Genomic DNA, 21752 nt, shown 5'->3' on the forward strand with positions numbered 1-21752 from the left:
AAGGCCGCGGACGCCCGTGCGGGCCCTACAACGCCAGCCGGAAGCAGTGCCCCTGACGGCCCGTCGGCGTCACGAACGTCTCGGTCCGCTCCATGCCGAGGCGCCGGGTCACCGCGATCGAGCGGGTGTTGAGCGCGTCGACCATCGCGACGACGCTGCCGACGCCCGCCTCCCGCAGCCGGTCGACGGTGGTGAGCGCGGCCGCGGTGGCGTACCCCTTGCCCCAGTAGGCACGCCCGAGCCGCCAGCCGATCTCGATCTCGCCGACCGGCCCCCAGGCGTGCCGCCACGGCTGGGCCCCGGCGAAGCCCATCACGTCGCCGTCCCCGTTGACCAGGGACCACAGGCAGTAGCCCAGCTCGGCGTCGTGCATGCGCTGGCGGGCCGTCGCCTCGTGGTGGACCGACAGCTCGGCGGCGGCCCGGCCGCCGAGGAACTCCATGACGTCCGGGTCGTCGAACACCCGGTGCCAGGCGAAGGCGTCCTCATGGGTGGGGACGCGCAGATCCACGGCGGGAAGAGTTCGGGTCATGGGCTGGCCCTTCGGCTGGGTGATCGATACCGCTGAATAGACTGCCCATGTCCGTGCCCCGCGGCACACCGTTTTCGAACCTGGGGAGAACCCGCCGTGACCGAACAGTCCAAGCCCCTCACCGAGAACACCGCGGACGTCATCGTGGTCGGCGCCGGTCCCGCCGGTTCGACGACCGCCTACTACCTCGCCAAGGCGGGCCTGGACGTCCTGCTCCTGGAGAAGACGGCGTTCCCGCGCGAGAAGGTGTGCGGCGACGGCCTGACCCCGCGCGCCACCAAGCAGCTCGTCTCCATGGGCATCGACATCTCCGAGGAGGCGGGCTGGCTGCGCAACAAGGGGCTGCGCATCATCGGCGGCGGCGTCCGCCTCCAGCTGGACTGGCCGGACCTCGCCTCGTACCCGGACTACGGCCTGGTCCGCAAGCGCGACGACTTCGACGAGCAGCTCGCCCGGCAGGCGCAGAAGGCGGGCGCCCGGCTGTACGAGCAGTGCAACGTGGGCGCCCCGATCATCGACGACCGCACCGGCCGCATCACCGGCGTGCACGCCAAGCTGGGCGACGAGAAGCGCGAGGTCACCTTCCACGCCCCGCTCGTCGTGGCGGCCGACGGCAACTCGACCCGCCTCTCCCTGGCGATGGGCCTGCACCGCCGCGAGGACCGCCCGATGGGCGTCGCCGTCCGTACGTACTTCACGTCGCCGCGCCACGACGACGACTACCTGGAGTCCTGGCTGGAGCTGTGGGACAAGCGCGGGCCCGGCGAGGACCGGCTGCTGCCCGGCTACGGCTGGATCTTCGGCATGGGCGACGGCACGAGCAATGTCGGTCTCGGCATCCTCAACTCCTCCAAGGCGTTCCGCGAGCTGGACTGGCGCGAGGTGCTGAAGGCGTGGTGCGCGTCGATGCCGGAGGACTGGGGCTACACGCCGGAGAACATGACGATGCCGATCCGCGGCGCCGCCCTCCCGATGGCCTTCAACCGCCAGCCGCACTACACCAAGGGCCTGCTCCTGGTCGGTGACGCGGGCGGTCTCGTCAACCCGTTCAACGGCGAGGGCATCGCGTACGCCATGGAGTCCGGGCAGCTCGCCGCCGACGTCATCGTGCAGGCCCACGCCCGCCCCACCGACACCAGCCGCGAACTCGCCCTCCAGCGCTACCCGCAGATCCTCAAGGACACCTACGGCGGCTACTACACGCTGGGCCGCGCCTTCGTGAAGATGATCGGCAACCCGAAGGTCATGAAGATCGCGACGCAGCGCGGTCTGACCCACCCGATCCTGATGAAGTTCACCCTGAAGATGCTCGCCAACCTCACCGACCCGTCGGGCGGCGACGCCATGGACCGGATCATCAACGGGCTGAGCAAGGTCGCGCCGAAGGCCTGACCCCGCCCGGTTTTGCCCGGTCAGGAAGGTCGGGGCAGGCTGGACCCATGATTTTCATCGCTGTGAAGTTCACCGTCCGCCCCGAGCACACCGATTCCTGGCTGGAGAAGACCGCCGCGTTCACCGCCGCGACCCGCGCCGAGGAGGGCAACCTCTTCTTCGACTGGTCGCGCAGTGTCGAGGACCCGAACCAGTTCGTCCTCGTCGAGGGGTTCCGGGACGGCGACGCGGGCGCCGCGCACGTCGGGTCCGACCACTTCAAGGCCGGCCTCGACGCCATGGCGCCGCTGATCGCGAGCACCCCCGAGATCATCAACGCCGACATCCCGAACGAGGGTTGGGGCCTGATGGGGGAGCTCGCGCCGCAGTCGTGACGCGTCGCGCGCGGAGTTGTTTGTGATGCTCCTGTGACGCTTCTGTGGGCAACGATCGCCCGGGGTGAGTGGTCGCAGGGGGTGAGCCGGTGTGCGGCTCACCCCCTGCGACCTTCACGAGAGAGCGTTGATGAGACGTCACATCCGCCGGGCCGGCTCCCGCGCCGCGCTCGGGCTCGCCGCAGCCGCGGCGCTCACCTGCGGCTTCGGCGCCGCCGCACCCGCCATCGCCGCCGATGACACCCCGCTGGCGGTCGCCATCACCGGCGAGAGCCGCGTCGACCTGTCCCTCACCGGTGACAACGGCGAAGCGTCCGAGCCCCAGGTCACCCTGCGGCTGGCCGCGCCGGGCAGCGACGAGCCGGGCGACGACGGGGTCGTACCCGTCGTCCACCACGGCGAGTACAAGATCAAGATCGATGCGTCCGGGCTCAAGGGCGTCGCCGCCGTGAAGCTGCCCTGCGCGGCCGACGGCCTGACCGCCGAGTGCTCGGGCGACGAGATCAACGCGGGGTCGGACTACAACCGGCTCGGCGGCATCCGCCTCGACGTCAACGGCGAGAGCGCGGCCGGGGACTTCGGCTCCATCAAGGTCACCGGCGAGGGCGCGGGCGTCACCTTCGCCCCGCTGACCATCGACGTCCTGGTGGGCGGCGCCGAGTACAAGAACCGCGAGCTGAGCGAGCCCAAGGGCTTCGAGGCCGGCGACGTGTACGACGCCCCGGTCGGCTTCCGCAACGAGGGCGCCATGGCGGGCGACGGCGCGGTCCTGCGCTTCCACGGCTCGCGCGGCCTGAGCTTCCTCGACAGCTACGGCAACTGCGCGTACAAGAAGACCACCGACGGCTCGCTGCTGCACCAGGGCGTCGACGCGATCTGCACCGTCCCCGGCACGTTCGAGCCGGGCACCGCCTACACCGTCGCCGAACCGCTGAAGGTCCGCACGGCCGACTTCGCCCTCGCCGACATCTTCAGCTACGGCTTCTCCGCGGTCTCCCCGGCGAAGGCGAAGGCGCTGCTCGCCGACGACGGTTACACGCCGGGCACCGGCGGCTCGCTCACCCTGAAGGAGCTCCCGGGCGCCTCGGCCGCCGACTACACGCGCTACGCCGAGCTGGACCTGCCCACGTCCAACACCTACGACCTGGTGCTGACCGGCGCCTCGGCGAAGGGCAAGGCCGGTGACACGGTCAAGGCCGACATCGGCTTCCGCAACGACGGTCCCGGCTGGATCAGCGCGCTGCGCTCCGGCGGCGAGTCGATCGGCTTCACGGTGGCGGTGCCCAAGGGCGCCACGGTCACCAAGGCCCCGGACCGCTGCAACTTCACCACGATCGACGAAGGGGTGAAGGGCTATCTGTGCTGGGTGTCCACGCCCCTGCTGGAGGACGCGAAGCTGACGTTCCCCTTCGAGCTGCGCATCGACAAGGTCGTGAAGAACGCCAAGGGCAAGGTGGCGCTCCCGTCCTGGGACAACCCGCGCGAGCCCGAGCAGTCCAACAACACCGCCTGGATCGTGCTGAACGGCAGCGGCGACGGGCAGGGCGCGGGCGGCGCCACGGACGGCGGCTCCTCCGCGAGCCCGTCGCCGAGCGCGAGCGGCGGCAGTTCGTCCGGTTCGTCCGGTACGTCGGGTGACTCCGGCTCGTCCGCGGGGAGTTCGGGGGGCCAGAGCTCGGGCGGCGGGCTCGCGCTGACCGGTTCGGGCGGCGTGCTGCTCATCGGCGGCGCCGCGGTGCTCGTCCTGGCGGTCGGCGCCGCGATCGTCGTCGTGATGCGCCGCAGGGCGGCCTGACGCCCGTACGGGTCACACATGCGCGAAGGCCGCCTCTCCCCGAACGGGGTGAGGCGGCCTTCGCCGTGTCGTGGTGCTGCGCTCAGAGGACGCGGACCGCGCCGCTCGCCGGGTAGCCGGACAGGTCCTGGATGACAACGCCCTTCGAGGGGTTGGCGGCGTCCAGGTACTGGCCGTTACCGATGTAGACGCCGACGTGGTACGCGGAGCCCGCGCCGCCCCAGTACAGGATGTCGCCGACCTGGACGCTGGAGAGCGAGACCGAGGTGCCGGCCGTCGACTGCGCCTGCGAGGTGCGCGGCAGGTCGACACCGGCCTGCTTGAACGCGGCCTGGACGAGGCCCGAGCAGTCCCACGAGCTGGGGCCCGTACCGCCCATGACGTACGCGTCGCCGACCTGGGCCTTCAGGAAGCTGATGACCGAGGCCACGGAGCCGCTGGCGGGCGCGCTGACGGTCGAGGCGGCGCCGGTGGAGGCGGAGAGGGTCGTGCGCTCGCTGGAGCGCGAGGCGGCCTTCTCGGCGGCCTCACGCTCGGCCTTGGCCTTGGCGGCGGCCTCGGCCTTCTTCTTGGCCTCCGCCTTCTTCTCCGCCTCGGCCTGGTCCTTCTTGGCCTGGTCCGCGGCCTTGGCGAAGGCCTCGTCACGCTCCGCCTGGAGCTGGTAGTTGGCCGCGGCCTGCTGGGTGGCGTCCGCGGACTGGGCGACCTGCGTGGACAGATCGGCGGTGAGCGTGGGCAGTTCGATGGTCTGCGTCACGGGCTCGGCGGCACTGGCCGCACCCGACGCACCGGCCACTGCCAGGGTGCTGAGGACGCCACCAGTAACTCCGGCGCGCAGGGCCATCTTCGAGGCGCTGCGACGGGGCTTCCGGTGGCTGGGTATGTGAGCGGTGTGGGACATGAGTACAACCGCTATCAGGGCTTCACGGTTCTCATCAAGAAACGTGTGGTGCGCCACAGTTGTGAAGGACGGGCACGAATTCCACACCTCACAGCTCGCATTGGCGCCGTAAAGGGCAATTCGGGCAGCATCTGACGCGGTCGATCAAGGCTGTGATCATGTGGTTTCTGTAAAACGCCCGAATTGCCCTGGGCCTACCACCGGTTGAGGCCGTTGGCCAAGCCCGGTTTCCGAGCCGTTACGTGGCGCGTGACGCAGGTCACAGCCGACCCTTACGGGGCGGCCCCGATGTCCACTTCCGTCCTCACCCCTCCCTCCGTCGCGTGAACACCGCGCACTATCAGCCAAGGGTGTCCAACACCAATTTGCCTGTCGCGCCCTCCTCTTGATAGTGAACGCACCGCTCTGACCAGGGGTAACCGGTCGAGTTGTCACCTCTGGTGATCACTCAGGCGCTTCGAGTGTGAAGATCACCGCTCATCCGACTTCATGATCCTTCGTCAGGTGGTGGAGATCACAAAGTAGTTGGCGTACCCCGTGTCGCAGATCACAGAGGAGCAGGCATAGGATGCGGGGCAAGTTGGGCTTGTGACCTGCTTCACATGTGGGCGATCTTCGACCGTTCGCAGGGGGAGTCGGGGTCGCGGGCCCATGCAACCGCCAGCAGTCAGCGCCGACTGAGAGGAGCGAGGAGCGGTGAACGCGTATGCGCCCATCCTCGTACTGGGAGCCCTCGGGGCAGGCTTTGCGATCTTCTCCGTGGTCATGGCCACGCTTATCGGTCCAAAGCGGTACAACCGGGCCAAGCTCGAAGCGTACGAGTGCGGCATCGAGCCCACCCCCACGCCGGCCGGCGGCGGGCGCTTCCCCATCAAGTACTACCTGACGGCGATGCTCTTCATCGTCTTCGACATCGAGATCGTCTTCCTCTATCCCTGGGCCGTCACGTTCGACGCCCTGGGGGTGTTCGGGCTCGTGGAGATGCTGCTCTTCGTGCTCACCGTCTTCGTCGCGTACGCGTACGTATGGCGGCGCGGCGGCCTGGAATGGGACTGAGCCCCGTATAGGGGAGACCGGGAGCCACAGACCAATGGGACTCGAAGAAAAGCTGCCGAGCGGATTCCTGCTGACCACCGTCGAACAGGCCGCGGGCTGGGTGCGCAAGTCGTCCGTCTTTCCCGCCACGTTCGGCCTCGCCTGCTGCGCCATCGAGATGATGACGACGGGCGCGGGCCGCTACGACCTGGCGCGGTTCGGCATGGAGGTCTTCCGCGGATCGCCCCGCCAGGCGGACCTGATGATCGTCGCCGGGCGGGTGAGCCAGAAGATGGCGCCCGTCCTGCGCCAGGTCTACGACCAGATGCCCAACCCCAAGTGGGTCATCTCCATGGGGGTCTGCGCCTCGTCGGGCGGGATGTTCAACAACTACGCCATCGTGCAGGGCGTCGACCACGTCGTCCCGGTCGACATCTACCTGCCCGGCTGCCCGCCCCGGCCCGAGATGCTGATGGACGCGATTCTCAAGCTCCATCAGAAGATCCAGGGCTCCAAGCTGGGCGTGAACGCCGAGGAGGCGGCCCGTGAGGCGGAGGAAGCGGCGCTCAAGGCGCTCCCGACGATCGAGATGAAGGGGCTGCTGCGGTGAGTGACGCGCAGAGCGACGGGGCCAACCCCGAGAAGGACCTGAGCGCCTCCAACCTGCCAGGGCAGCGAGGCGACGCCGGCGAGGAGATCCGCGTCCAGCGCGGCATGTTCGGCGCGAACAACGGCGGGGACACCTCCGGCTACGGCGGACTCGTCCGCTCGATCCGGCTGCCCGGCGAGGCCACCCGCCCGTACGGCGGCTGGTTCGACGAGGTGGCCGACGAGCTGGAGGGCGCCCTGGAGGAACAGGGCCTCGTCCCCGAGAACGCCATCGACAAGACGGTCGTCGACCGCGACGAGCTGACCTTCCACATCGAGCGCGAGCACCTGGAGCGCGTGGCGCGGACGCTGCGCGACGACCCGGCCCTGCGCTTCGAACTGTGCACGGGCGTCTCCGGGGTCAACTACCCGGGCGACAAGGGCCGCGAGCTGCACGCCGTCTACCACCTGCGGTCGATCACCCACAACAGGCTGATCCGCCTGGAGGTGTCGATGCCCGACGCGGACCCGCACGTCCCGTCCCTGGTCGCCGTGTATCCCACGAACGACTGGCACGAGCGCGAGGCGTACGACTTCTTCGGCATCGTCTTCGACGGCCACCCCGCGCTGACGCGGATCATGATGCCGGACGACTGGCAGGGCTTCCCGCAGCGCAAGGACTACCCCCTCGGCGGCATCGCCGTCGAGTACAAGGGCGCCCAGATCCCGGCTCCGGACCAGCGGAGGTCGTACTCGTGACCACACCCCAGGCAACCCCGCGCGAGACCACCGAGGGCACCGTCTACACGGTCACCGGTGGCGACTGGGACGAGATCGTCCAGTCCGCGGCGAAGTCCGACGACGAACGCATCATCGTCAACATGGGCCCCCAGCACCCGTCCACGCACGGCGTGCTGCGCCTGATCCTGGAGATCGACGGCGAGACGGTCACCGAGGCCCGCTGCGGAATCGGTTATCTGCACACGGGCATCGAGAAGAACCTCGAGTACCGCACGTGGACGCAGGGCACCACGTTCGTGACGCGCATGGACTACCTGACGCCGTTCTACAACGAGGCGGCCTACTGCCTCGCCGTCGAGAAGCTCCTCGGCATCGAGAACGAGGTGCCGGACCGGGCCTCGATCATCCGTGTGCTCCTCATGGAGCTGAACCGGATGTCCTCGCACCTGGTCTGCATCGCCACCGGCGGCATGGAACTCGGCGCGACCACGATCATGATCTACGGATTCCGTGATCGTGAACTCATTCTCGATATCTACGAGTTGATCACCGGCCTGCGGATGAACCACGCGTACATCCGGCCCGGCGGCCTCGCCCAGGACCTGCCGCCCGGCGCGATGGACCAGCTGCGCGAGTTCGTGAAGAAGATGAAGAAGAACCTCCCGGAGTACGACAAGCTCGCCACCGGGAACCCCATCTTCAAGGCCCGCATGCAGGACGTCGGCTATCTCGACCTGGCCGGCTGCATGGCCCTCGGCGCGACCGGCCCGATCCTCCGCTCGGCCGGACTGCCGCACGACCTGCGCAAGGCGCAGCCCTACTGCGGCTACGAGACGTACGACTTCGAGATCCCGACCGCCGACACCTGCGACTCCTACGGACGCTTCCTGGTCCGCCTGGAGGAGATGCGCCAGTCGCTGCACATCATCGAGCAGTGCCTGGACCGCCTCGAGCCGGGCCCGGTCATGGTCGGCGACAAGAAGATCGCCTGGCCCGCCCAGCTGGCCCTCGGCCCGGACGGACTCGGCAACTCGCTCGACCACATCAAGAACATCATGGGCACCTCCATGGAGGCCCTCATCCACCACTTCAAGCTGGTGACCGAGGGCTTCCGCGTCCCGCCGGGACAGGCGTACACCGCCGTGGAGTCGCCCAAGGGCGAGCTGGGTGTGCACGCCGTGTCCGACGGCGGCACCCGCCCGTTCAGGGTCCACTTCCGCGACCCGTCCTTCACCAACCTGCAGGCGATGGCCGCGATGTGCGAGGGCGGCCAGGTCGCCGACGTCATCGTCGCGGTCGCGTCCATCGACCCCGTGATGGGAGGCGTCGACCGGTGACCACCAGTTCTTCGGAGCAGGGCGTCAGCCTGGGCATGCCACAGCTGCCCGCGCCCGCTTACCCGGACGACGTCCGAACCCGCCTGGAGGCGGACGCGAAGGAGATCATCTCCCGCTACCCCGGCTCCCGGTCGGCGCTGCTGCCGCTGCTGCACCTCGTACAGGCGGAGGAGGGGCACGTCACGCGGACCGGCATGCAGTTCTGCGCCGACATGCTCGACCTGACCACCGCCGAGGTGACGGCGGTGGCGACCTTCTACACGATGTACCGCCGCAAGCCGAGCGGCGACTACCAAGTGGGCGTCTGCACCAACACGCTGTGCGCCGTCATGGGCGGCGACGCCATCTTCGAGACGCTCCAGGAGCACCTCGGCGTCGGCAACAACGGCACCACGGACGACGGCAAGATCACGCTGGAGCACATCGAGTGCAACGCCGCTTGTGATTTCGCTCCCGTGGTGATGGTCAACTGGGAGTTCTTCGACAACCAGACGCCCGACACGGCCAAGCGGCTCGTCGACGACCTGCGCGCGGGAGCGCAGGTGTCACCCACCCGCGGCGCCCCCTTGTGCACCTTCAAGGAGACCGCCCGCATCCTGGCCGGGTTCCCCGACGAGCGCGAGGGCGCCGTGGAGGCCGGTGGCAGCGCCGGTCCCGCCTCGCTGATCGGGCTGCGCCTGGCCAAGGGCGAGACGCCGCCCGCGCGCGTGGTCCACCCGAGGTCCGAGGCCCGCGACACCGAACCGCCGCACGACCCGTCGCCCACCGAGCACCTCAGCTCGCACGACGCGCCGCAGGACACATCGGCCTCGGACCCCGAGCACCCCGCGGGGCCGACCGCCGAGGAGGGGGAGTGATGACCTTGGCCGCCGAAGTCAACGACCACGACACCAGCCCGGAGAAGCTGCTCGCTCCGGTCCTGTCGGCCTTCTGGGACGAGGACAAGTCCTGGTCCCTGGACGTGTACCGCCGCCACGAGGGCTACGAGGGACTGCGCAAGGCCCTCGCCATGTCGCCGGACGACCTCATCGCGTACGTGAAGGACTCGGGCCTGCGCGGACGTGGTGGCGCCGGATTCCCCACCGGGATGAAGTGGCAGTTCATCCCGCAGGGAGACGGCAAGCCGCACTACCTGGTGGTCAACGCCGACGAGTCGGAGCCGGGGACCTGCAAGGACATCCCGCTCCTCTTCGCCAATCCGCACAGCCTCATCGAAGGCATCGTGATCGCCTGTTACGCGATCCGGTCCGAGCACGCGTTCATCTACCTGCGCGGTGAAGTGGTCCCCGTACTGCGGCGGTTGCACGAGGCCGTGCGCGAGGCCTACGCCGCGGGGTATCTCGGGCAGGACATCCTCGGGTCCGGTCTCAACCTGGAACTCACCGTGCACGCCGGCGCGGGCGCGTACATCTGTGGTGAGGAGACCGCACTCCTGGACTCGCTCGAGGGCCGTCGTGGTCAGCCGCGACTGCGCCCCCCTTTCCCCGCGGTCGCGGGCCTCTACGCATGCCCCACTGTGGTGAACAACGTCGAGTCCATCGCGTCGGTTCCCGCGATCCTGAACCGCGGGAAAGAGTGGTTCAAGTCGATGGGCAGCGAGAAGTCCGCGGGCTTCACGCTCTACTCGCTCAGCGGCCACGTCACCAACCCCGGCCAGTTCGAGGCCCCGCTCGGCATCACGCTGCGCCAGCTGCTCGACATGAGCGGCGGCATGCGGGCCGGCCACCGCCTCAAGTTCTGGACGCCGGGCGGCAGTTCCACCCCGATGTTCACCGAGGAGCACCTCGACGTGCCCCTCGACTACGAGGGCGTCGGCGCCGCCGGCTCGATGCTCGGCACCAAGGCGCTCCAGTGCTTCGACGAGACGACCTGCGTCGTGCGCGCCGTCACGAGGTGGACCGAGTTCTACGCCCACGAGTCCTGCGGCAAGTGCACGCCCTGCCGCGAAGGCACCTACTGGCTGGTCCAGTTGCTCCGCGACATCGAGGCGGGCAAGGGCTCGATGGACGATCTCGACAAGCTGAACGACATCGCCGACAACATCAACGGCAAGTCGTTCTGCGCCCTCGGCGACGGTGCCGCCTCGCCGATCTTCTCCTCGCTGAAGTACTTCCGCGAGGAGTACGAGCAGCACATCACCGGCAAGGGCTGCCCCTTCGACCCCGCACGGTCGACCCTCTGGGCGGACCGGACCGACCAGCACCGCACGGAGGTGACCGCGTGACCGTCACGACCAACGCTCCCTCCGGGGGCGGCGAGGCGGCTGTTCCGCCGGAGGACCTCGTCTCCCTCACCATCGACGGCATCGAGATCAGCGTCCCCAAGGGGACCCTGGTCATCCGTGCCGCCGAGATGCTGGGCATCGAGATCCCCCGGTTCTGCGACCACCCGCTCCTCGACCCGGCCGGCGCCTGCCGGCAGTGCATCGTGGAGGTGGAGGGCCAGCGCAAGCCGATGGCGTCCTGCACCATCACCTGCACCGACGGCATGGTGGTCAAGAGCCAGCTCTCCTCCCCGGTCGCCGAGAAGGCGCAGAAGGGGGTCATGGAGCTGCTGCTCATCAACCACCCCCTGGACTGCCCGGTCTGCGACAAGGGCGGCGAGTGCCCGCTGCAGAACCAGGCCATGTCGCACGGCCAGTCCGACTCCCGCTTCGAGGGCAGGAAGCGGACCTACGAGAAGCCGGTGCCGATCTCCACGCAGGTGCTGCTCGACCGCGAGCGGTGCGTGCTGTGCGCGCGCTGCACCCGGTTCTCCAACCAGATCGCGGGCGACCCGATGATCGAGCTGATCGAGCGCGGCGCGCTCCAGCAGGTCGGCACGGGCGAGGGCGACCCCTTCGAGTCGTACTTCTCCGGGAACACGATCCAGATCTGCCCGGTCGGCGCGCTGACCTCGGCGGCGTATCGCTTCCGCTCGCGGCCGTTCGACCTCATCTCGTCGCCGAGCGTGTGCGAGCACTGCTCCAGTGGCTGCGCGACCCGCACCGACCACCGGCGCGGCAAGGTCATGCGCCGCCTCGCGGCCAACGACCCCGAGGTCAACGAGGAGTGGATCTGCGACAAGGGCCGCTTCGGCTTCCGGTACGCGCAGAAGCCGGACCGGCTGACGACGCCCCTGGTGCGGGACACCGACACGGGTGAGCTGCGCCCGGCGTCCTGGCCCGAGGCCCTGGAGGTCGCGGCCCGCGGGCTGGCCGCCGGACGCGGCCGGGCCGGTGTCCTCACCGGCGGCCGGCTCACCGTCGAGGACGCCTACGCGTACAGCAAGTTCGCGCGGGTGGCCCTCGACACGAACGACATCGACTTCCGCGCGCGCGTGCACAGCAGCGAGGAGGCCGACTTCCTGGCCGCCCGCGTCGCGGGGCGCGGCCGTGATCTCGACGGCACCGGCGTCACGTACACGAAGCTGGAGAAGGCCCCGGCCGTGCTCCTGGTCGGCTTCGAGGCGGAGGAGGAGGCGCCCGGCGTCTTCCTCAAGCTCCGCAAGGCCTGGCGCGCGCACGGGCAGCGGGTGTTCTCGCTGGCCACGCACGGCACGCGCGGCCTGGAGAAGGCCGGCGGCACGCTGCTGCCCGCCGCGCCCGGCACCGAGACCGAGTGGCTGGACGCCCTGTCGTCCGGCGTCGGTCTGGAGGCCGGGGGAGCGGCGGCGGGCGAGGCGCTGCGCGCCGAAGGTTCCGTGATCGTCGTCGGTGAGCGGCTCGCGGCCGTCGCCGGCGGGCTGACCGCGGCCGTCCGGGCCGCCGCCGCGACCGGCGCCGCCCTGGTGTGGGTGCCGCGCCGGGCCGGTGAGCGCGGCGCCGTCGAGGCGGGCGCGATCCCCTCGCTGCTGCCCGGCGGCCGTCCGGCGACCGACCCGCGCGCGCGGGAGGAGGTCGCCACCGCCTGGGGCGTGGCCGAACTCCCGCACCGCTTCGGCCGCGACACCGGGCAGATCGTGGAGGCCGCCCTCACCGGTGAGCTGCGGGCCCTGGTCGTCGCGGGCGTCGAGATCGCCGACCTGCCGAACCCGGCACGCGCGCGTGAAGCCCTTCACGAGGTCGGTTTCCTGGTCTCCCTTGAGCAGCGGCCCAGCGAGGTCACCGACCACGCCGACGTCGTCCTGCCGGTGGCCGCGGTCGCCGAGAAGGCGGGCACCTTCCTCAACTGGGAGGGCCGGGCGCGGATGTTCGAGGCCGCGCTGAAGCCCGACCAGATGACGCGCCGCGTCGCCCCGACCGACGGGCGCGTGCTGCAGATGCTGGCCGACGCCATGGACGTCCACCTCGGGCTGCCCGACCTGCGCACCGCGCGCGCCGAGCTGGACCGGCTCGGCCACTGGGACGGGCCGCACGCCACGGAGCCCCTGGAGACCGGAGCGGTGCTGCCGCGGCCCGCCTCCGGGGAGGCCGTGCTCGCCGGGCACCGGCTGCTGCTCGACCAGGGCCGTCTCCAGGACGGTGACGAGGCCCTCGCCGGGACCCGGCACGCCGCCCACGCGCGCGTGTCCGCCGCGACGGCCGCCGAGGCCGGGGTCAAGGACGGCGACGAGCTGGCCGTGACCGGTTCCGCGGGCAGCGTCCGGTTCCCGCTGGAGATCACGGAGATGCCCGACCGGGTCGTCTGGCTGCCGCTCAACTCCGCCGGCGGCGGCGTCGCCTCGGACACCGGTGCCGTCCCCGGCGACCTCGTGAAGATCGGCCCGGCCGTCGCCGAGGCCCCGGAGGTGCAGTCATGAGCCCCATGGCCCTGAGTCCGCTCGCCGCCGAAGACCTGTCGATGTTCGGCCGCGACCCCTGGTGGCTCGTCGTCGTCAAGGCGGTCTTCTGCTTCGCGTTCCTGATGGTGACCGTGCTGTTCTCCATCGTGTGGGAGCGCAAGGTCGTCGCCTGGATGCAGTTGCGCATCGGCCCCAACCGGCACGGCCCCTGGGGCATGCTCCAGTCGCTCGCCGACGGCATCAAGCTGATGCTGAAGGAAGACCTGATCGTCAAGCGCGCCGACAAGGTCGTCTACGTCCTGGCGCCGGTCGTCGCCGCGATCCCCGCGTTCATGGCGATCGCCGTCATCCCGTTCGGCCCGGCCGGCAACGAGATCTCGATCTTCGGCCACCGGACGACGATGCAGCTCACCGACCTGCCGATCGCGATGCTCTACATCCTCGCGGTCGCCTCCGTCGGCATCTACGGCATCGTGCTCGCGGGCTGGTCCTCCGGATCGACGTACCCGCTCCTCGGCGGGCTGCGGTCCTGCGCGCAGATGATCTCGTACGAGATCGCGATGGGCGCCGCGTTCGCCTCGGTGTTCCTGTACTCGGGCTCGATGTCGACCTCGGAGATCGTCGCCCAGCAGCACGACCGCTGGTACATCGTGCTGCTGCCGGTCTCGTTCCTGATCTACATCGTGACGATGGTGGGCGAGACCAACCGCGCCCCGTTCGACATGCCGGAGTCCGAGGGCGACCTCGTCGGCGGCTTCAACACCGAGTACTCGTCGATCAAGTTCGCGATGTTCATGCTCGCCGAGTACGTGAACATGGTGACGGTCTCCGCGGTGTCGGTGACGCTGTTCCTCGGCGGCTGGCGCGCACCGTGGCCGGTCTCCACCTTCTGGGAGGGCGCGAACCACGGCTGGTGGCCGATGCTCTGGTTCGTCATCAAGGTCCAGCTGCTGCTGTTCTTCTTCATCTGGCTGCGCGGCACGCTCCCGCGCGTGCGCTACGACCAGCTGATGAAGCTCGGCTGGAAGGTCCTCATCCCGGTCTCCGTGGTCTGGCTGATGCTGGTGGCGACCGTGCGCACGCTGCGCAACGAGAACTACGACTTCGCCGACATCGCCCTGTACGTGGGCGGCGGCATCCTCGTGCTCCTGCTGCTGTCCTTCGTCGTCGACATCTTCCGCGACCGGGGCGCCAAGCAGGCCGGTGAAGGCGCGGCCGAGGAGCCCGCGGCCTTCGACCCGATGGCGGGCGGATTCCCCGTCCCGCCGCTGCCCGGACAGGCCCTGCCGCCCGTCCCGCGCCGACGCCCGCGCCGTGAGCGGGAGTTGATTGTCAGTGGCGGCCCCGATACTGCGAGTGACGGACCGAGTGACGCTCGTGACGGAAAGGAGGCGTCCGATGGCTGACGAGTCGAACGAGAAGGACACCAGCCCCGGGTTCATGAATCCGGTCGCCGGCTTCGGCGTGACCTTCAAGGCCATGTTCAAGAAGCGGCTGACCGAGCAGTACCCGGAGCAGCAGAAGACCACCGCTCCCCGCTTCCACGGCAGGCACCAGCTCAACCGCCATCCGGACGGCCTGGAGAAGTGCGTCGGCTGCGAGCTGTGCGCCTGGGCCTGCCCGGCGGACGCCATCTATGTGGAGGGCGCGGACAACACCGAGGAGGAGCGCTACTCCCCGGGCGAGCGGTACGGCCGCGTCTACCAGATCAACTACGCCCGCTGCATCCTGTGCGGCCTGTGCATCGAGGCGTGCCCCACGCGCGCGCTCACGATGACGAACGAGTTCGAGCTCGCGGACAGCAGCCGGGCCAATCTGATCTACACCAAGGAGCAGTTGCTCGCCGGCCTGGAAGACACCATGGTCGACAGCCCGCACGCGATCTACCCGGGCATGGACGAGTCGGACTACTACCGGGGCCTGGTCACCGAGGCCGCGCCCGGGACCGAGCGTCAAGTGGCCGTCTCCAAGGGCGAGAAGCCGTCCGAGGCCGCAGAAGAGGCTGAGGAGGTGGAGGCATGAGCGCGCTCGCCGCCTACTCCACCTCCACCGGTGAGGCCTTCCAGTTCTGGGTCCTCGGCACCGTCGCCGTCATCGGCGCGCTCTGCACGATCCTGATGAAGAAGGCCGTGCACAGCGCCCTGTGCCTGGCCGGGACCATGATCATCCTGGCGGTCTTCTACCTGGCCAACGGGGCGTACTTCCTCGGCATCGTCCAGATCGTCGTCTACACGGGCGCGATCATGATGCTGTTCCTTTTCGTGGTCATGCTGGTCGGTGTCACTGCCGCGGACTCCCTGAAGGAGACCATCAAGGGGCAGCGCTGGCTCGCCGCCGCGTGCGGTCTCGGCTTCGGCATCCTGCTGATCGCGGGTATCGCGAACGCGTCGCTGACGCAGTTCAACGGCCTGGGCAGGGCGAACGCGAACGGGAACGTGGAGGGCCTCGCGTCCCTCATCTTCACCAAGTACGTCTTCGCCTTCGAGATCACCGGCGCCCTGCTGATCACCGCGACCGTCGGCGCGATGGTGCTCACGCACCGCGAGCGCACCGAGCGGGCCAAGACCCAGCGGGAGCTGGCCGAGCAGCGCGTGCGCGAGGGCAAGCACCTCCCGCCGCTGCCGGCTCCGGGTGTCTACGCCCGGCACAACGCCGTGGACATCGCGGGCCTGCTGCCCGACGGCACCCCGTCGGAGCTCACGGTCATGCAGACGCTGCGCGAGCGCGGCCAGATCCGGGACGTCTCCGGTGAGGCGCTCGAAGACCTCAAGGCCCTGGAGCAGCGGTCGGCCGAGCGCCTGGAGCGCAGCGAGGAGGCGTCGAAGTGAATCCGGTCAACTATCTCTATCTCGCCTGCCTGTTGTTCACCATCGGCGCCACCGGCGTCCTCATCAGGCGGAACGCGATCGTCGTGTTCATGTGCGTCGAGCTGATGCTGAACGCGTGCAACCTCGCGTTCGTCGCGTTCTCCCGGATGCACGGCAATCTCGACGGCCAGATCATCGCGTTCTTCACGATGGTCGTCGCCGCCGCGGAGGTCGTCGTGGGGCTCGCGATCATCGTGTCGCTGTTCCGTTCCCGCCACTCGGCCTCGGTCGACGACGCCAGCCTGATGAAGCTGTAAGGGGTCGGAGACACCATGAACAACCTGATTGCGCTGCTCGTCGCGGCGCCACTGCTCGGAGCGGCCGTACTGCTGTGCGGCGGGCGGGCGTTGGACCGGGTCGGTCATCTGCTCGGCACGCTGCTCGCGGCCGGCTCCTTCGTGATCGCGGTCGTGCTCTTCTCCGACCTGCTCGGCAAGGGCCCGGAGGACCGCACGCTCACCCAGCACCTCTACACCTGGATCCCCGTCGAGGGCTTCCAGGCGGACGTCGCCTTCCAGCTGGACCAGCTGTCGATGACGTTCGTGCTGCTGATCTCCGGTGTGGGCACGCTGATCCACATCTACTCGATCGGGTACATGGAGCACGACGAGCGGCGCCGCCGCTTCTTCGGCTACCTGAACCTGTTCCTCGCGGCGATGCTCCTGCTGGTCCTCGCCGACAACTACCTGCTGCTGTACGTCGGCTGGGAGGGCGTGGGCCTCGCCTCGTACCTCCTCATCGGCTTCTGGCAGCACAAGCCGAGCGCGGCCACCGCCGCCAAGAAGGCGTTCCTGGTCAACCGTGTCGGTGACATGGGTCTGTCCATCGCGATCATGCTGATGTTCACGACCTTCGGGACCTTCGCCTTCGGGCCGGTGTTCGACAGCGTCGGTGACACCTCCGAGGGCAAGCTCACCGCGATCGGTCTGATGCTGCTGCTCGCCGCGTGCGGCAAGTCGGCGCAGGTGCCGCTGCAGTCCTGGCTCGGGGACGCGATGGAGGGCCCGACCCCGGTCTCGGCCCTCATCCACGCCGCGACCATGGTGACCGCGGGCGTCTACCTGATCGTCCGCTCCGGCGTGATCTTCAACGGCGCGCCGGACGCGCAGCTCGTCGTCACCATCGTCGGCGCGGTCACGCTGCTGTTCGGTGCGATCGTCGGTTGCGCGAAGGACGACATCAAGAAGGCCCTCGCCGGGTCGACGATGTCGCAGATCGGCTACATGATCCTGGCCGCGGGCCTCGGCCCCATCGGCTACGTCTTCGCGATCATGCACCTGGTGACGCACGGCTTCTTCAAGGCGGGCCTGTTCCTCGGCGCCGGTTCGGTCATGCACGGCATGAACGACGAGGTCGACATGAGGAAGTACGGCGCCCTCAGGAAGTACATGCCGGTCACCTTCGTGACGTTCGGCCTCGGGTACCTGGCCATCATCGGCTTCCCGGGCCTGTCCGGCTTCTTCTCCAAGGACAAGATCATCGAGGCGGCGTTCGCGAAGGGCGGCACGGAAGGCTGGATCCTCGGCTCCGTCGCTCTTCTCGGTGCCGCCATCACCGCGTTCTACATGACCCGCGTGATGATCATGACCTTCTTCGGCGAGAAGCGCTGGCAGCCCGATGCCGAAGGCCATGAGCCGCACCCGCACGAGTCGCCGTCGTCCATGACGATCCCGATGATCGTGCTCGCGGTCGGCTCGGTCTTCGCGGGTGGGTTCTTCTCCATCGGCGACCGCTTCCTGCACTGGCTGGAGCCGGTCACCGGCCACGACCACGGGCACGCGCCGATCAGCGCGGGCGTCGTCACCGGCGCCACCATGGTCTGCCTGGTGATCGGTGTGGCCGTCGCCTGGCTCCAGTACGGGCGCCGCGAGGTCCCCGTCGTCGCCCCGCGCGGCTCGCTGCTCACGCGTGCGGCCCGCCGGGACCTGCTCCAGGACGACTTCAACCACGTCGTCCTGGTCCGCGGCGGCGAGCACCTCACGCGCTCCCTGGTCTATGTCGACCACACCCTGGTCGACGGAGTGGTGAACGGCACGGCGGCTTCCGTGGGCGGCCTCTCCGGCCGGCTGCGCAAGCTCCAGAACGGCTACGTGCGCTCGTACGCCGTCTCGATGTTCGGCGGTGCGGCGGTCATCGTCGCGGCGACCCTGCTGATGAGGGCGGTCTGATACCGATGTCCTTTCCTCTGCTGACAGCGACGGCGGTACTGCCGGCCGTGGGCGCCATCGCCACGGCCGCCGTACCGGCGAAGCAGCGCACGGCGGCCAAGTGGCTGGCGCTGTTGTTCTCGCTCGCGACGCTGGTGGCCGCGGCGGTGGTCGCGGTGCGCTTCGACCCGGACGGCGACCGCTACCAACTCACCGAGTCCCACGCCTGGATCAAGGACTTCGGGGTCCGCTACGAACTGGGCGTGGACGGCATCGGGCTGGCGCTCATCGCGCTGACCGCGCTGCTGATCCCGTTCGTCATCCTCGCGGGGTGGAACGACGCGGACCCGATGGAGACCGGGAACACCCGGTGGCGGCCGACGCAGGGCTTCTTCGCCCTGATCCTCCTCGTCGAGGCGATGGTGATCATCTCCTTCGAGGCCACCGACGTCTTCCTCTTCTACATCTTCTTCGAGGCCATGCTCATCCCGATGTACTTCCTCATCGGAGGCTTCGGGGACCGCGCGGGCCCGCACGGCGAGAAGGAGGCGGCGACCCAACGCTCTTACGCCGCCGTCAAGTTCCTCCTCTACAACCTGGTCGGCGGGCTCATCATGCTGGCGGCCGTCATCGGTCTGTACGTGGTCGCCGGGAGCTTCTCGCTCTCGGAGATCGCGGCGGCCCGGGCGAACGGCTCGCTGGACATGGCGACCAACACCGAGCGCCTGCTCTTCCTCGGCTTCTTCTTCGCCTTCGCGGTGAAGGCCCCGCTGTGGCCGCTGCACACCTGGCTGCCGAACGCGATGGGCGAGGCCACGGCCCCGGTCGCCGTGCTGATCACGGCCGTCGTCGACAAGGTCGGCACGTTCGCGATGCTCCGCTTCTGCCTCCAGCTGTTCCCGGAGGCCAGCAAGTGGGCGACGCCGGTGATCCTGGTGCTCGCCCTGATCAGCATCGTCTACGGCGCGCTGCTCGCGGTCGGCCAGCGGGACATCAAGCGGCTGGTCGCGTACGCGTCGATCTCGCACTTCGGCTTCATCATCCTGGGCATCTTCGCGATGACCAGCCAGGGCCAGTCCGGCGCGACGCTCTACATGGTCAACCACGGTCTCTCGACGGCCGCGTTGATGCTCGTCGCCGGGTTCCTGATCTCGCGGCGCGGCTCGCGGCTCATCGCCGACTACGGCGGTGTGCAGAAGGTCGCCCCGGTGCTCGCCGGCACGTTCCTGATCGGCGGTCTGGCGACGCTCTCGCTGCCGGGGCTCGCCCCGTTCGTGAGTGAGTTCCTGGTCCTGGTCGGCACGTTCTCGCGGTACCCGGTCATCGGCATCATCGCCACCATCGGCATCGTGCTCGCCGCGCTCTACACGCTGGTGCTCTACCAGCGCACCATGACGGGCCCGGTGAAGCCGTCGAACGAGGGCATCGCCGACCTGAAGGCGCGCGAGCTGACCGTCGTTGTCCCGCTGATCGCCGTACTGATCTTCCTGGGTGTCTACCCGAAGCCGCTGACCGAGCTGGTGAACCCGGCGGTCAAGCACACCATGTCCGACGTCCACAAGAAGGACCCGAAGCCGGAAGTGGAGGCGGCTCACAAGTGAGTTCCCTGGTGAGTGCTCCAGTCGTCCACAGCCTGTGGACAACGGCGGCCGACCCGATCTCCAAGATCGACGCACCGAAGATCGAATACGGGCAATTGTCCCCGACCTTGATCGTCATCGGTGCCGCCGTCCTGGGGATCCTGGTCGAGGCGTTCGTGCCGCGTAAGTCCCGTTACTACGTCCAGGTGTTCCTGTCGGTCGTGGCCCTCGCGGCGGCCTTCGCGGCCGTCGTCGGGCTCGCGGCCGGCGGCTACGGGACGACCAAGGCGCACATCGCGGCCATGGGCGCGATCGCCGTCGACGGCCCCGCCCTCTTCCTCCAAGGCACCATCCTGCTGGCCGGGATCGTCTCGATCTTCACGTTCGCGGAGCGTCGGCTCGACCCGGAGGCACACGGCAACCGCGTCCACTCCTTCGCCGCGCAGGCCGGTTCCGTACCGGGCAGCGAGAGCGAACAGCGCGCCGTGAAGGCCGGGTTCACGACGACCGAGGTGTTCCCGCTCGCGCTCTTCGCGATCGGCGGCATGCTGGTCTTCCCCGCGGCGAACGACCTGCTGACGCTCTTCATCGCCCTGGAAGTCTTCTCGCTCCCGCTGTACCTGCTGTGCGCGCTGGCCCGCCGCAAGCGGCTCGTGTCGCAGGAGGCCGCGGTCAAGTACTTCCTGCTCGGCGCCTTCGCGTCCGCGTTCACCCTGTTCGGCATCGCGCTGCTCTACGGCTACGCGGGCTCGGTCTCGTACGCCAAGCTGGCGAGCGTCGTCGACGGCACGGTCGGCAGCATCGACCCGGCCCTCGCCGACACGATGGGCAACGACGCGCTGCTGCTGATCGGCATGGCGCTCGTCGTCATGGGCCTGCTGTTCAAGGTCGGCGCCGTCCCGTTCCACATGTGGACGCCGGACGTCTACCAGGGCGCCCCGACGCCCGTCACCGGCTTCATGGCGGCGGCGACCAAGGTGGCCGCCTTCGGCGCGCTGCTGCGCCTGCTCTACGTGGTCCTGCCCGGCCTGCGCTGGGACTGGCGGCCGGTCATGTGGGCCGTCGCCATCGTCACGATGCTCGCCGGTGCGATCGTCGCGATCACCCAGACCGACATCAAGCGGCTGCTGGCGTACTCGTCGATCGCACACGCCGGGTTCATCCTGGCCGGTGTGATCGCGACGACGCCCGAGGGCGTCTCGTCGGTGCTCTTCTACCTCGGCGCGTACTCCTTCGTGACCATCGGCGCCTTCGCCGTGGTGACACTGGTGCGCGACGCGGGCGGCGAGGCCACCCACCTGTCGAAGTGGGCGGGGCTCGGCCGGCGCTCGCCGCTGGTCGCGGCGGTCTTCGCCGTGTTCCTGCTGGCCTTCGCCGGTATCCCGCTCACCTCCGGCTTCGCCGGCAAGTTCGCCGTGTTCAAGGCGGCGGCCGAGGGCGGTGCGGGCGCGCTGGTCGTGGTCGGTGTGATCTCGTCGGCGATCGCCGCGTTCTTCTACATCCGCGTGATCGTCCTCATGTTCTTCAGCGAGCCGAAGGCGGACGGACCGACCGTGGCCGTGCCGTCGCCGCTGACCATGACGACGATCGCGGTGGGCGTCGCGGTCACGATCGTGCTGGGCCTCGCGCCGCAGTACTTCCTGGACCTCGCGAGCCAGGCCGGAGTCTTCGTCCGGTAGCTCCACCGCGTACGCGTGAGCCGGTGCCCGGCGCCCTGGGAGGGGTGCCGGGCACCTCTGCGTGCGGGCCGGTTCTCCCGAGC

19 protein-coding genes are annotated in these 21752 nt (G+C 69.3%); 17 read left to right on the forward strand and 2 right to left on the reverse strand.

Annotated features, from left to right (window positions below):
* Nucleotides 1–25: 25 nt before the first annotated feature.
* Nucleotides 26–532 carry a GNAT family N-acetyltransferase gene (locus ABZ930_RS25535; protein WP_361551985.1) on the reverse strand — a complete coding sequence of 169 codons (507 nt, stop codon included), beginning with the start codon at nucleotides 530–532 and terminating at the stop codon, nucleotides 26–28.
* A gap of 96 nt (nucleotides 533–628) precedes the next feature.
* Between ABZ930_RS25535 and ABZ930_RS25540 the strand changes: the two genes are divergently transcribed.
* The 3 genes from ABZ930_RS25540 to ABZ930_RS25550 all read left to right on the forward strand — a co-directional run bounded on the left by ABZ930_RS25540 (nucleotide 629) and on the right by ABZ930_RS25550 (nucleotide 4093).
* Complete coding sequence (locus ABZ930_RS25540; protein ID WP_361551988.1) at nucleotides 629–1924, forward strand: geranylgeranyl reductase family protein; 1296 nt, start codon at nucleotides 629–631, stop codon at nucleotides 1922–1924.
* 47 nt (nucleotides 1925–1971) lie between these two features.
* Nucleotides 1972–2298, forward strand: a complete 327-nt coding sequence (locus ABZ930_RS25545; protein ID WP_361551991.1) for a putative quinol monooxygenase — start codon at nucleotides 1972–1974, stop codon at nucleotides 2296–2298.
* A gap of 130 nt (nucleotides 2299–2428) precedes the next feature.
* The gene (locus tag ABZ930_RS25550) at nucleotides 2429–4093 is read left to right on the forward strand and encodes a hypothetical protein (RefSeq protein ID WP_361551994.1); all 1665 of its coding nucleotides are present in this window, start codon (nucleotides 2429–2431) and stop codon (nucleotides 4091–4093) included.
* Nucleotides 4094–4175: 82 nt separating this feature from the next.
* Here the strand turns inward: ABZ930_RS25550 and ABZ930_RS25555 are convergent, their stop codons facing one another.
* A complete protein-coding gene (locus ABZ930_RS25555; RefSeq protein ID WP_361551997.1) occupies nucleotides 4176–4994 on the reverse strand; it encodes a C40 family peptidase in 819 nt (272 codons plus the stop codon).
* A 696-nt stretch (nucleotides 4995–5690) separates the two neighbouring features.
* Between ABZ930_RS25555 and ABZ930_RS25560 the strand changes: the two genes are divergently transcribed.
* The 14 genes from ABZ930_RS25560 to nuoN are packed head-to-tail and all read left to right on the forward strand — an operon-like array spanning nucleotide 5691 to nucleotide 21669.
* Nucleotides 5691–6050 carry an NADH-quinone oxidoreductase subunit A gene (locus ABZ930_RS25560; RefSeq protein ID WP_007383963.1) on the forward strand — a complete coding sequence of 120 codons (360 nt, stop codon included), beginning with the start codon at nucleotides 5691–5693 and terminating at the stop codon, nucleotides 6048–6050.
* 34 nt (nucleotides 6051–6084) lie between these two features.
* Complete coding sequence (locus ABZ930_RS25565) at nucleotides 6085–6639, forward strand: NADH-quinone oxidoreductase subunit B (RefSeq protein WP_031035164.1); 555 nt, start codon at nucleotides 6085–6087, stop codon at nucleotides 6637–6639.
* Entirely contained in the window at nucleotides 6636–7376 is a 741-nt protein-coding gene (locus tag ABZ930_RS25570) for an NADH-quinone oxidoreductase subunit C (RefSeq protein WP_361552000.1), read from the forward strand. The genes ABZ930_RS25565 and ABZ930_RS25570 overlap by 4 nt, the downstream gene beginning before the upstream one ends.
* Nucleotides 7373–8695, forward strand: a complete 1323-nt coding sequence (locus ABZ930_RS25575) for an NADH-quinone oxidoreductase subunit D (RefSeq protein WP_361552003.1) — start codon at nucleotides 7373–7375, stop codon at nucleotides 8693–8695. The genes ABZ930_RS25570 and ABZ930_RS25575 overlap by 4 nt, the downstream gene beginning before the upstream one ends.
* The gene (nuoE, locus tag ABZ930_RS25580; protein ID WP_361552006.1) at nucleotides 8692–9552 is read left to right on the forward strand and encodes an NADH-quinone oxidoreductase subunit NuoE; all 861 of its coding nucleotides are present in this window, start codon (nucleotides 8692–8694) and stop codon (nucleotides 9550–9552) included. The genes ABZ930_RS25575 and nuoE overlap by 4 nt, the downstream gene beginning before the upstream one ends.
* Nucleotides 9552–10919, forward strand: a complete 1368-nt coding sequence (nuoF, locus tag ABZ930_RS25585; protein ID WP_361552009.1) for an NADH-quinone oxidoreductase subunit NuoF — start codon at nucleotides 9552–9554, stop codon at nucleotides 10917–10919. Before nuoE ends, nuoF begins: the two co-directional genes overlap by 1 nt.
* The gene (locus tag ABZ930_RS25590; RefSeq protein ID WP_361552012.1) at nucleotides 10916–13414 is read left to right on the forward strand and encodes an NADH-quinone oxidoreductase subunit G; all 2499 of its coding nucleotides are present in this window, start codon (nucleotides 10916–10918) and stop codon (nucleotides 13412–13414) included. The genes nuoF and ABZ930_RS25590 overlap by 4 nt, the downstream gene beginning before the upstream one ends.
* Before the next feature lie 11 nt (nucleotides 13415–13425).
* On the forward strand, nucleotides 13426–14802 hold the full coding sequence (gene nuoH / locus ABZ930_RS25595) for an NADH-quinone oxidoreductase subunit NuoH (RefSeq protein WP_361552054.1): 1377 nt from the start codon (nucleotides 13426–13428) through the stop codon (nucleotides 14800–14802).
* The gene (gene nuoI / locus ABZ930_RS25600; protein ID WP_361552015.1) at nucleotides 14795–15418 is read left to right on the forward strand and encodes an NADH-quinone oxidoreductase subunit NuoI; all 624 of its coding nucleotides are present in this window, start codon (nucleotides 14795–14797) and stop codon (nucleotides 15416–15418) included. Before nuoH ends, nuoI begins: the two co-directional genes overlap by 8 nt.
* Entirely contained in the window at nucleotides 15415–16224 is an 810-nt protein-coding gene (locus tag ABZ930_RS25605) for an NADH-quinone oxidoreductase subunit J (RefSeq protein ID WP_361552018.1), read from the forward strand. Before nuoI ends, ABZ930_RS25605 begins: the two co-directional genes overlap by 4 nt.
* Nucleotides 16221–16520, forward strand: coding sequence for an NADH-quinone oxidoreductase subunit NuoK (gene nuoK / locus ABZ930_RS25610; RefSeq protein ID WP_361552021.1), 300 nt, complete (start codon nucleotides 16221–16223; stop codon nucleotides 16518–16520). Before ABZ930_RS25605 ends, nuoK begins: the two co-directional genes overlap by 4 nt.
* Before the next feature lie 15 nt (nucleotides 16521–16535).
* A complete protein-coding gene (gene nuoL / locus ABZ930_RS25615) occupies nucleotides 16536–18431 on the forward strand; it encodes an NADH-quinone oxidoreductase subunit L (protein WP_361552024.1) in 1896 nt (631 codons plus the stop codon).
* 5 nt (nucleotides 18432–18436) lie between these two features.
* The gene (locus ABZ930_RS25620; RefSeq protein WP_361552027.1) at nucleotides 18437–20011 is read left to right on the forward strand and encodes an NADH-quinone oxidoreductase subunit M; all 1575 of its coding nucleotides are present in this window, start codon (nucleotides 18437–18439) and stop codon (nucleotides 20009–20011) included.
* Nucleotides 20012–20019: 8 nt separating this feature from the next.
* Nucleotides 20020–21669 carry an NADH-quinone oxidoreductase subunit NuoN gene (gene nuoN / locus ABZ930_RS25625; RefSeq protein ID WP_361552030.1) on the forward strand — a complete coding sequence of 550 codons (1650 nt, stop codon included), beginning with the start codon at nucleotides 20020–20022 and terminating at the stop codon, nucleotides 21667–21669.
* The last annotated feature ends 83 nt before the right edge of the window (nucleotides 21670–21752 follow it).

Source organism: Streptomyces sp. NPDC046716 (assembly GCF_040645755.1).
In the GTDB taxonomy this organism is placed as follows: Bacteria; Actinomycetota; Actinomycetes; order Streptomycetales; family Streptomycetaceae; genus Streptomyces.

Excerpts from the sequence above, each read along its gene's own strand:
- ABZ930_RS25605 (WP_361552018.1), top strand. The coding sequence starts at position 15,415 with ATGAGCGCGCTCGCCGCCTACTCCACCTCCACCGGTGAGGCCTTCCAG.
- ABZ930_RS25555 (WP_361551997.1), bottom strand. The coding sequence starts at position 4,994 with ATGTCCCACACCGCTCACATACCCAGCCACCGGAAGCCCCGTCGCAGC.
- nuoL (WP_361552024.1), top strand. The coding sequence starts at position 16,536 with ATGAACAACCTGATTGCGCTGCTCGTCGCGGCGCCACTGCTCGGAGCG.
- ABZ930_RS25565 (WP_031035164.1), top strand. The coding sequence starts at position 6,085 with ATGGGACTCGAAGAAAAGCTGCCGAGCGGATTCCTGCTGACCACCGTC.
- ABZ930_RS25620 (WP_361552027.1), top strand. The coding sequence starts at position 18,437 with ATGTCCTTTCCTCTGCTGACAGCGACGGCGGTACTGCCGGCCGTGGGC.
- ABZ930_RS25545 (WP_361551991.1), top strand. The coding sequence starts at position 1,972 with ATGATTTTCATCGCTGTGAAGTTCACCGTCCGCCCCGAGCACACCGAT.
- nuoI (WP_361552015.1), top strand. The coding sequence starts at position 14,795 with ATGGCTGACGAGTCGAACGAGAAGGACACCAGCCCCGGGTTCATGAAT.
- ABZ930_RS25550 (WP_361551994.1), top strand. The coding sequence starts at position 2,429 with ATGAGACGTCACATCCGCCGGGCCGGCTCCCGCGCCGCGCTCGGGCTC.
- ABZ930_RS25535 (WP_361551985.1), bottom strand. The coding sequence starts at position 532 with ATGACCCGAACTCTTCCCGCCGTGGATCTGCGCGTCCCCACCCATGAG.
- nuoF (WP_361552009.1), top strand. The coding sequence starts at position 9,552 with ATGACCTTGGCCGCCGAAGTCAACGACCACGACACCAGCCCGGAGAAG.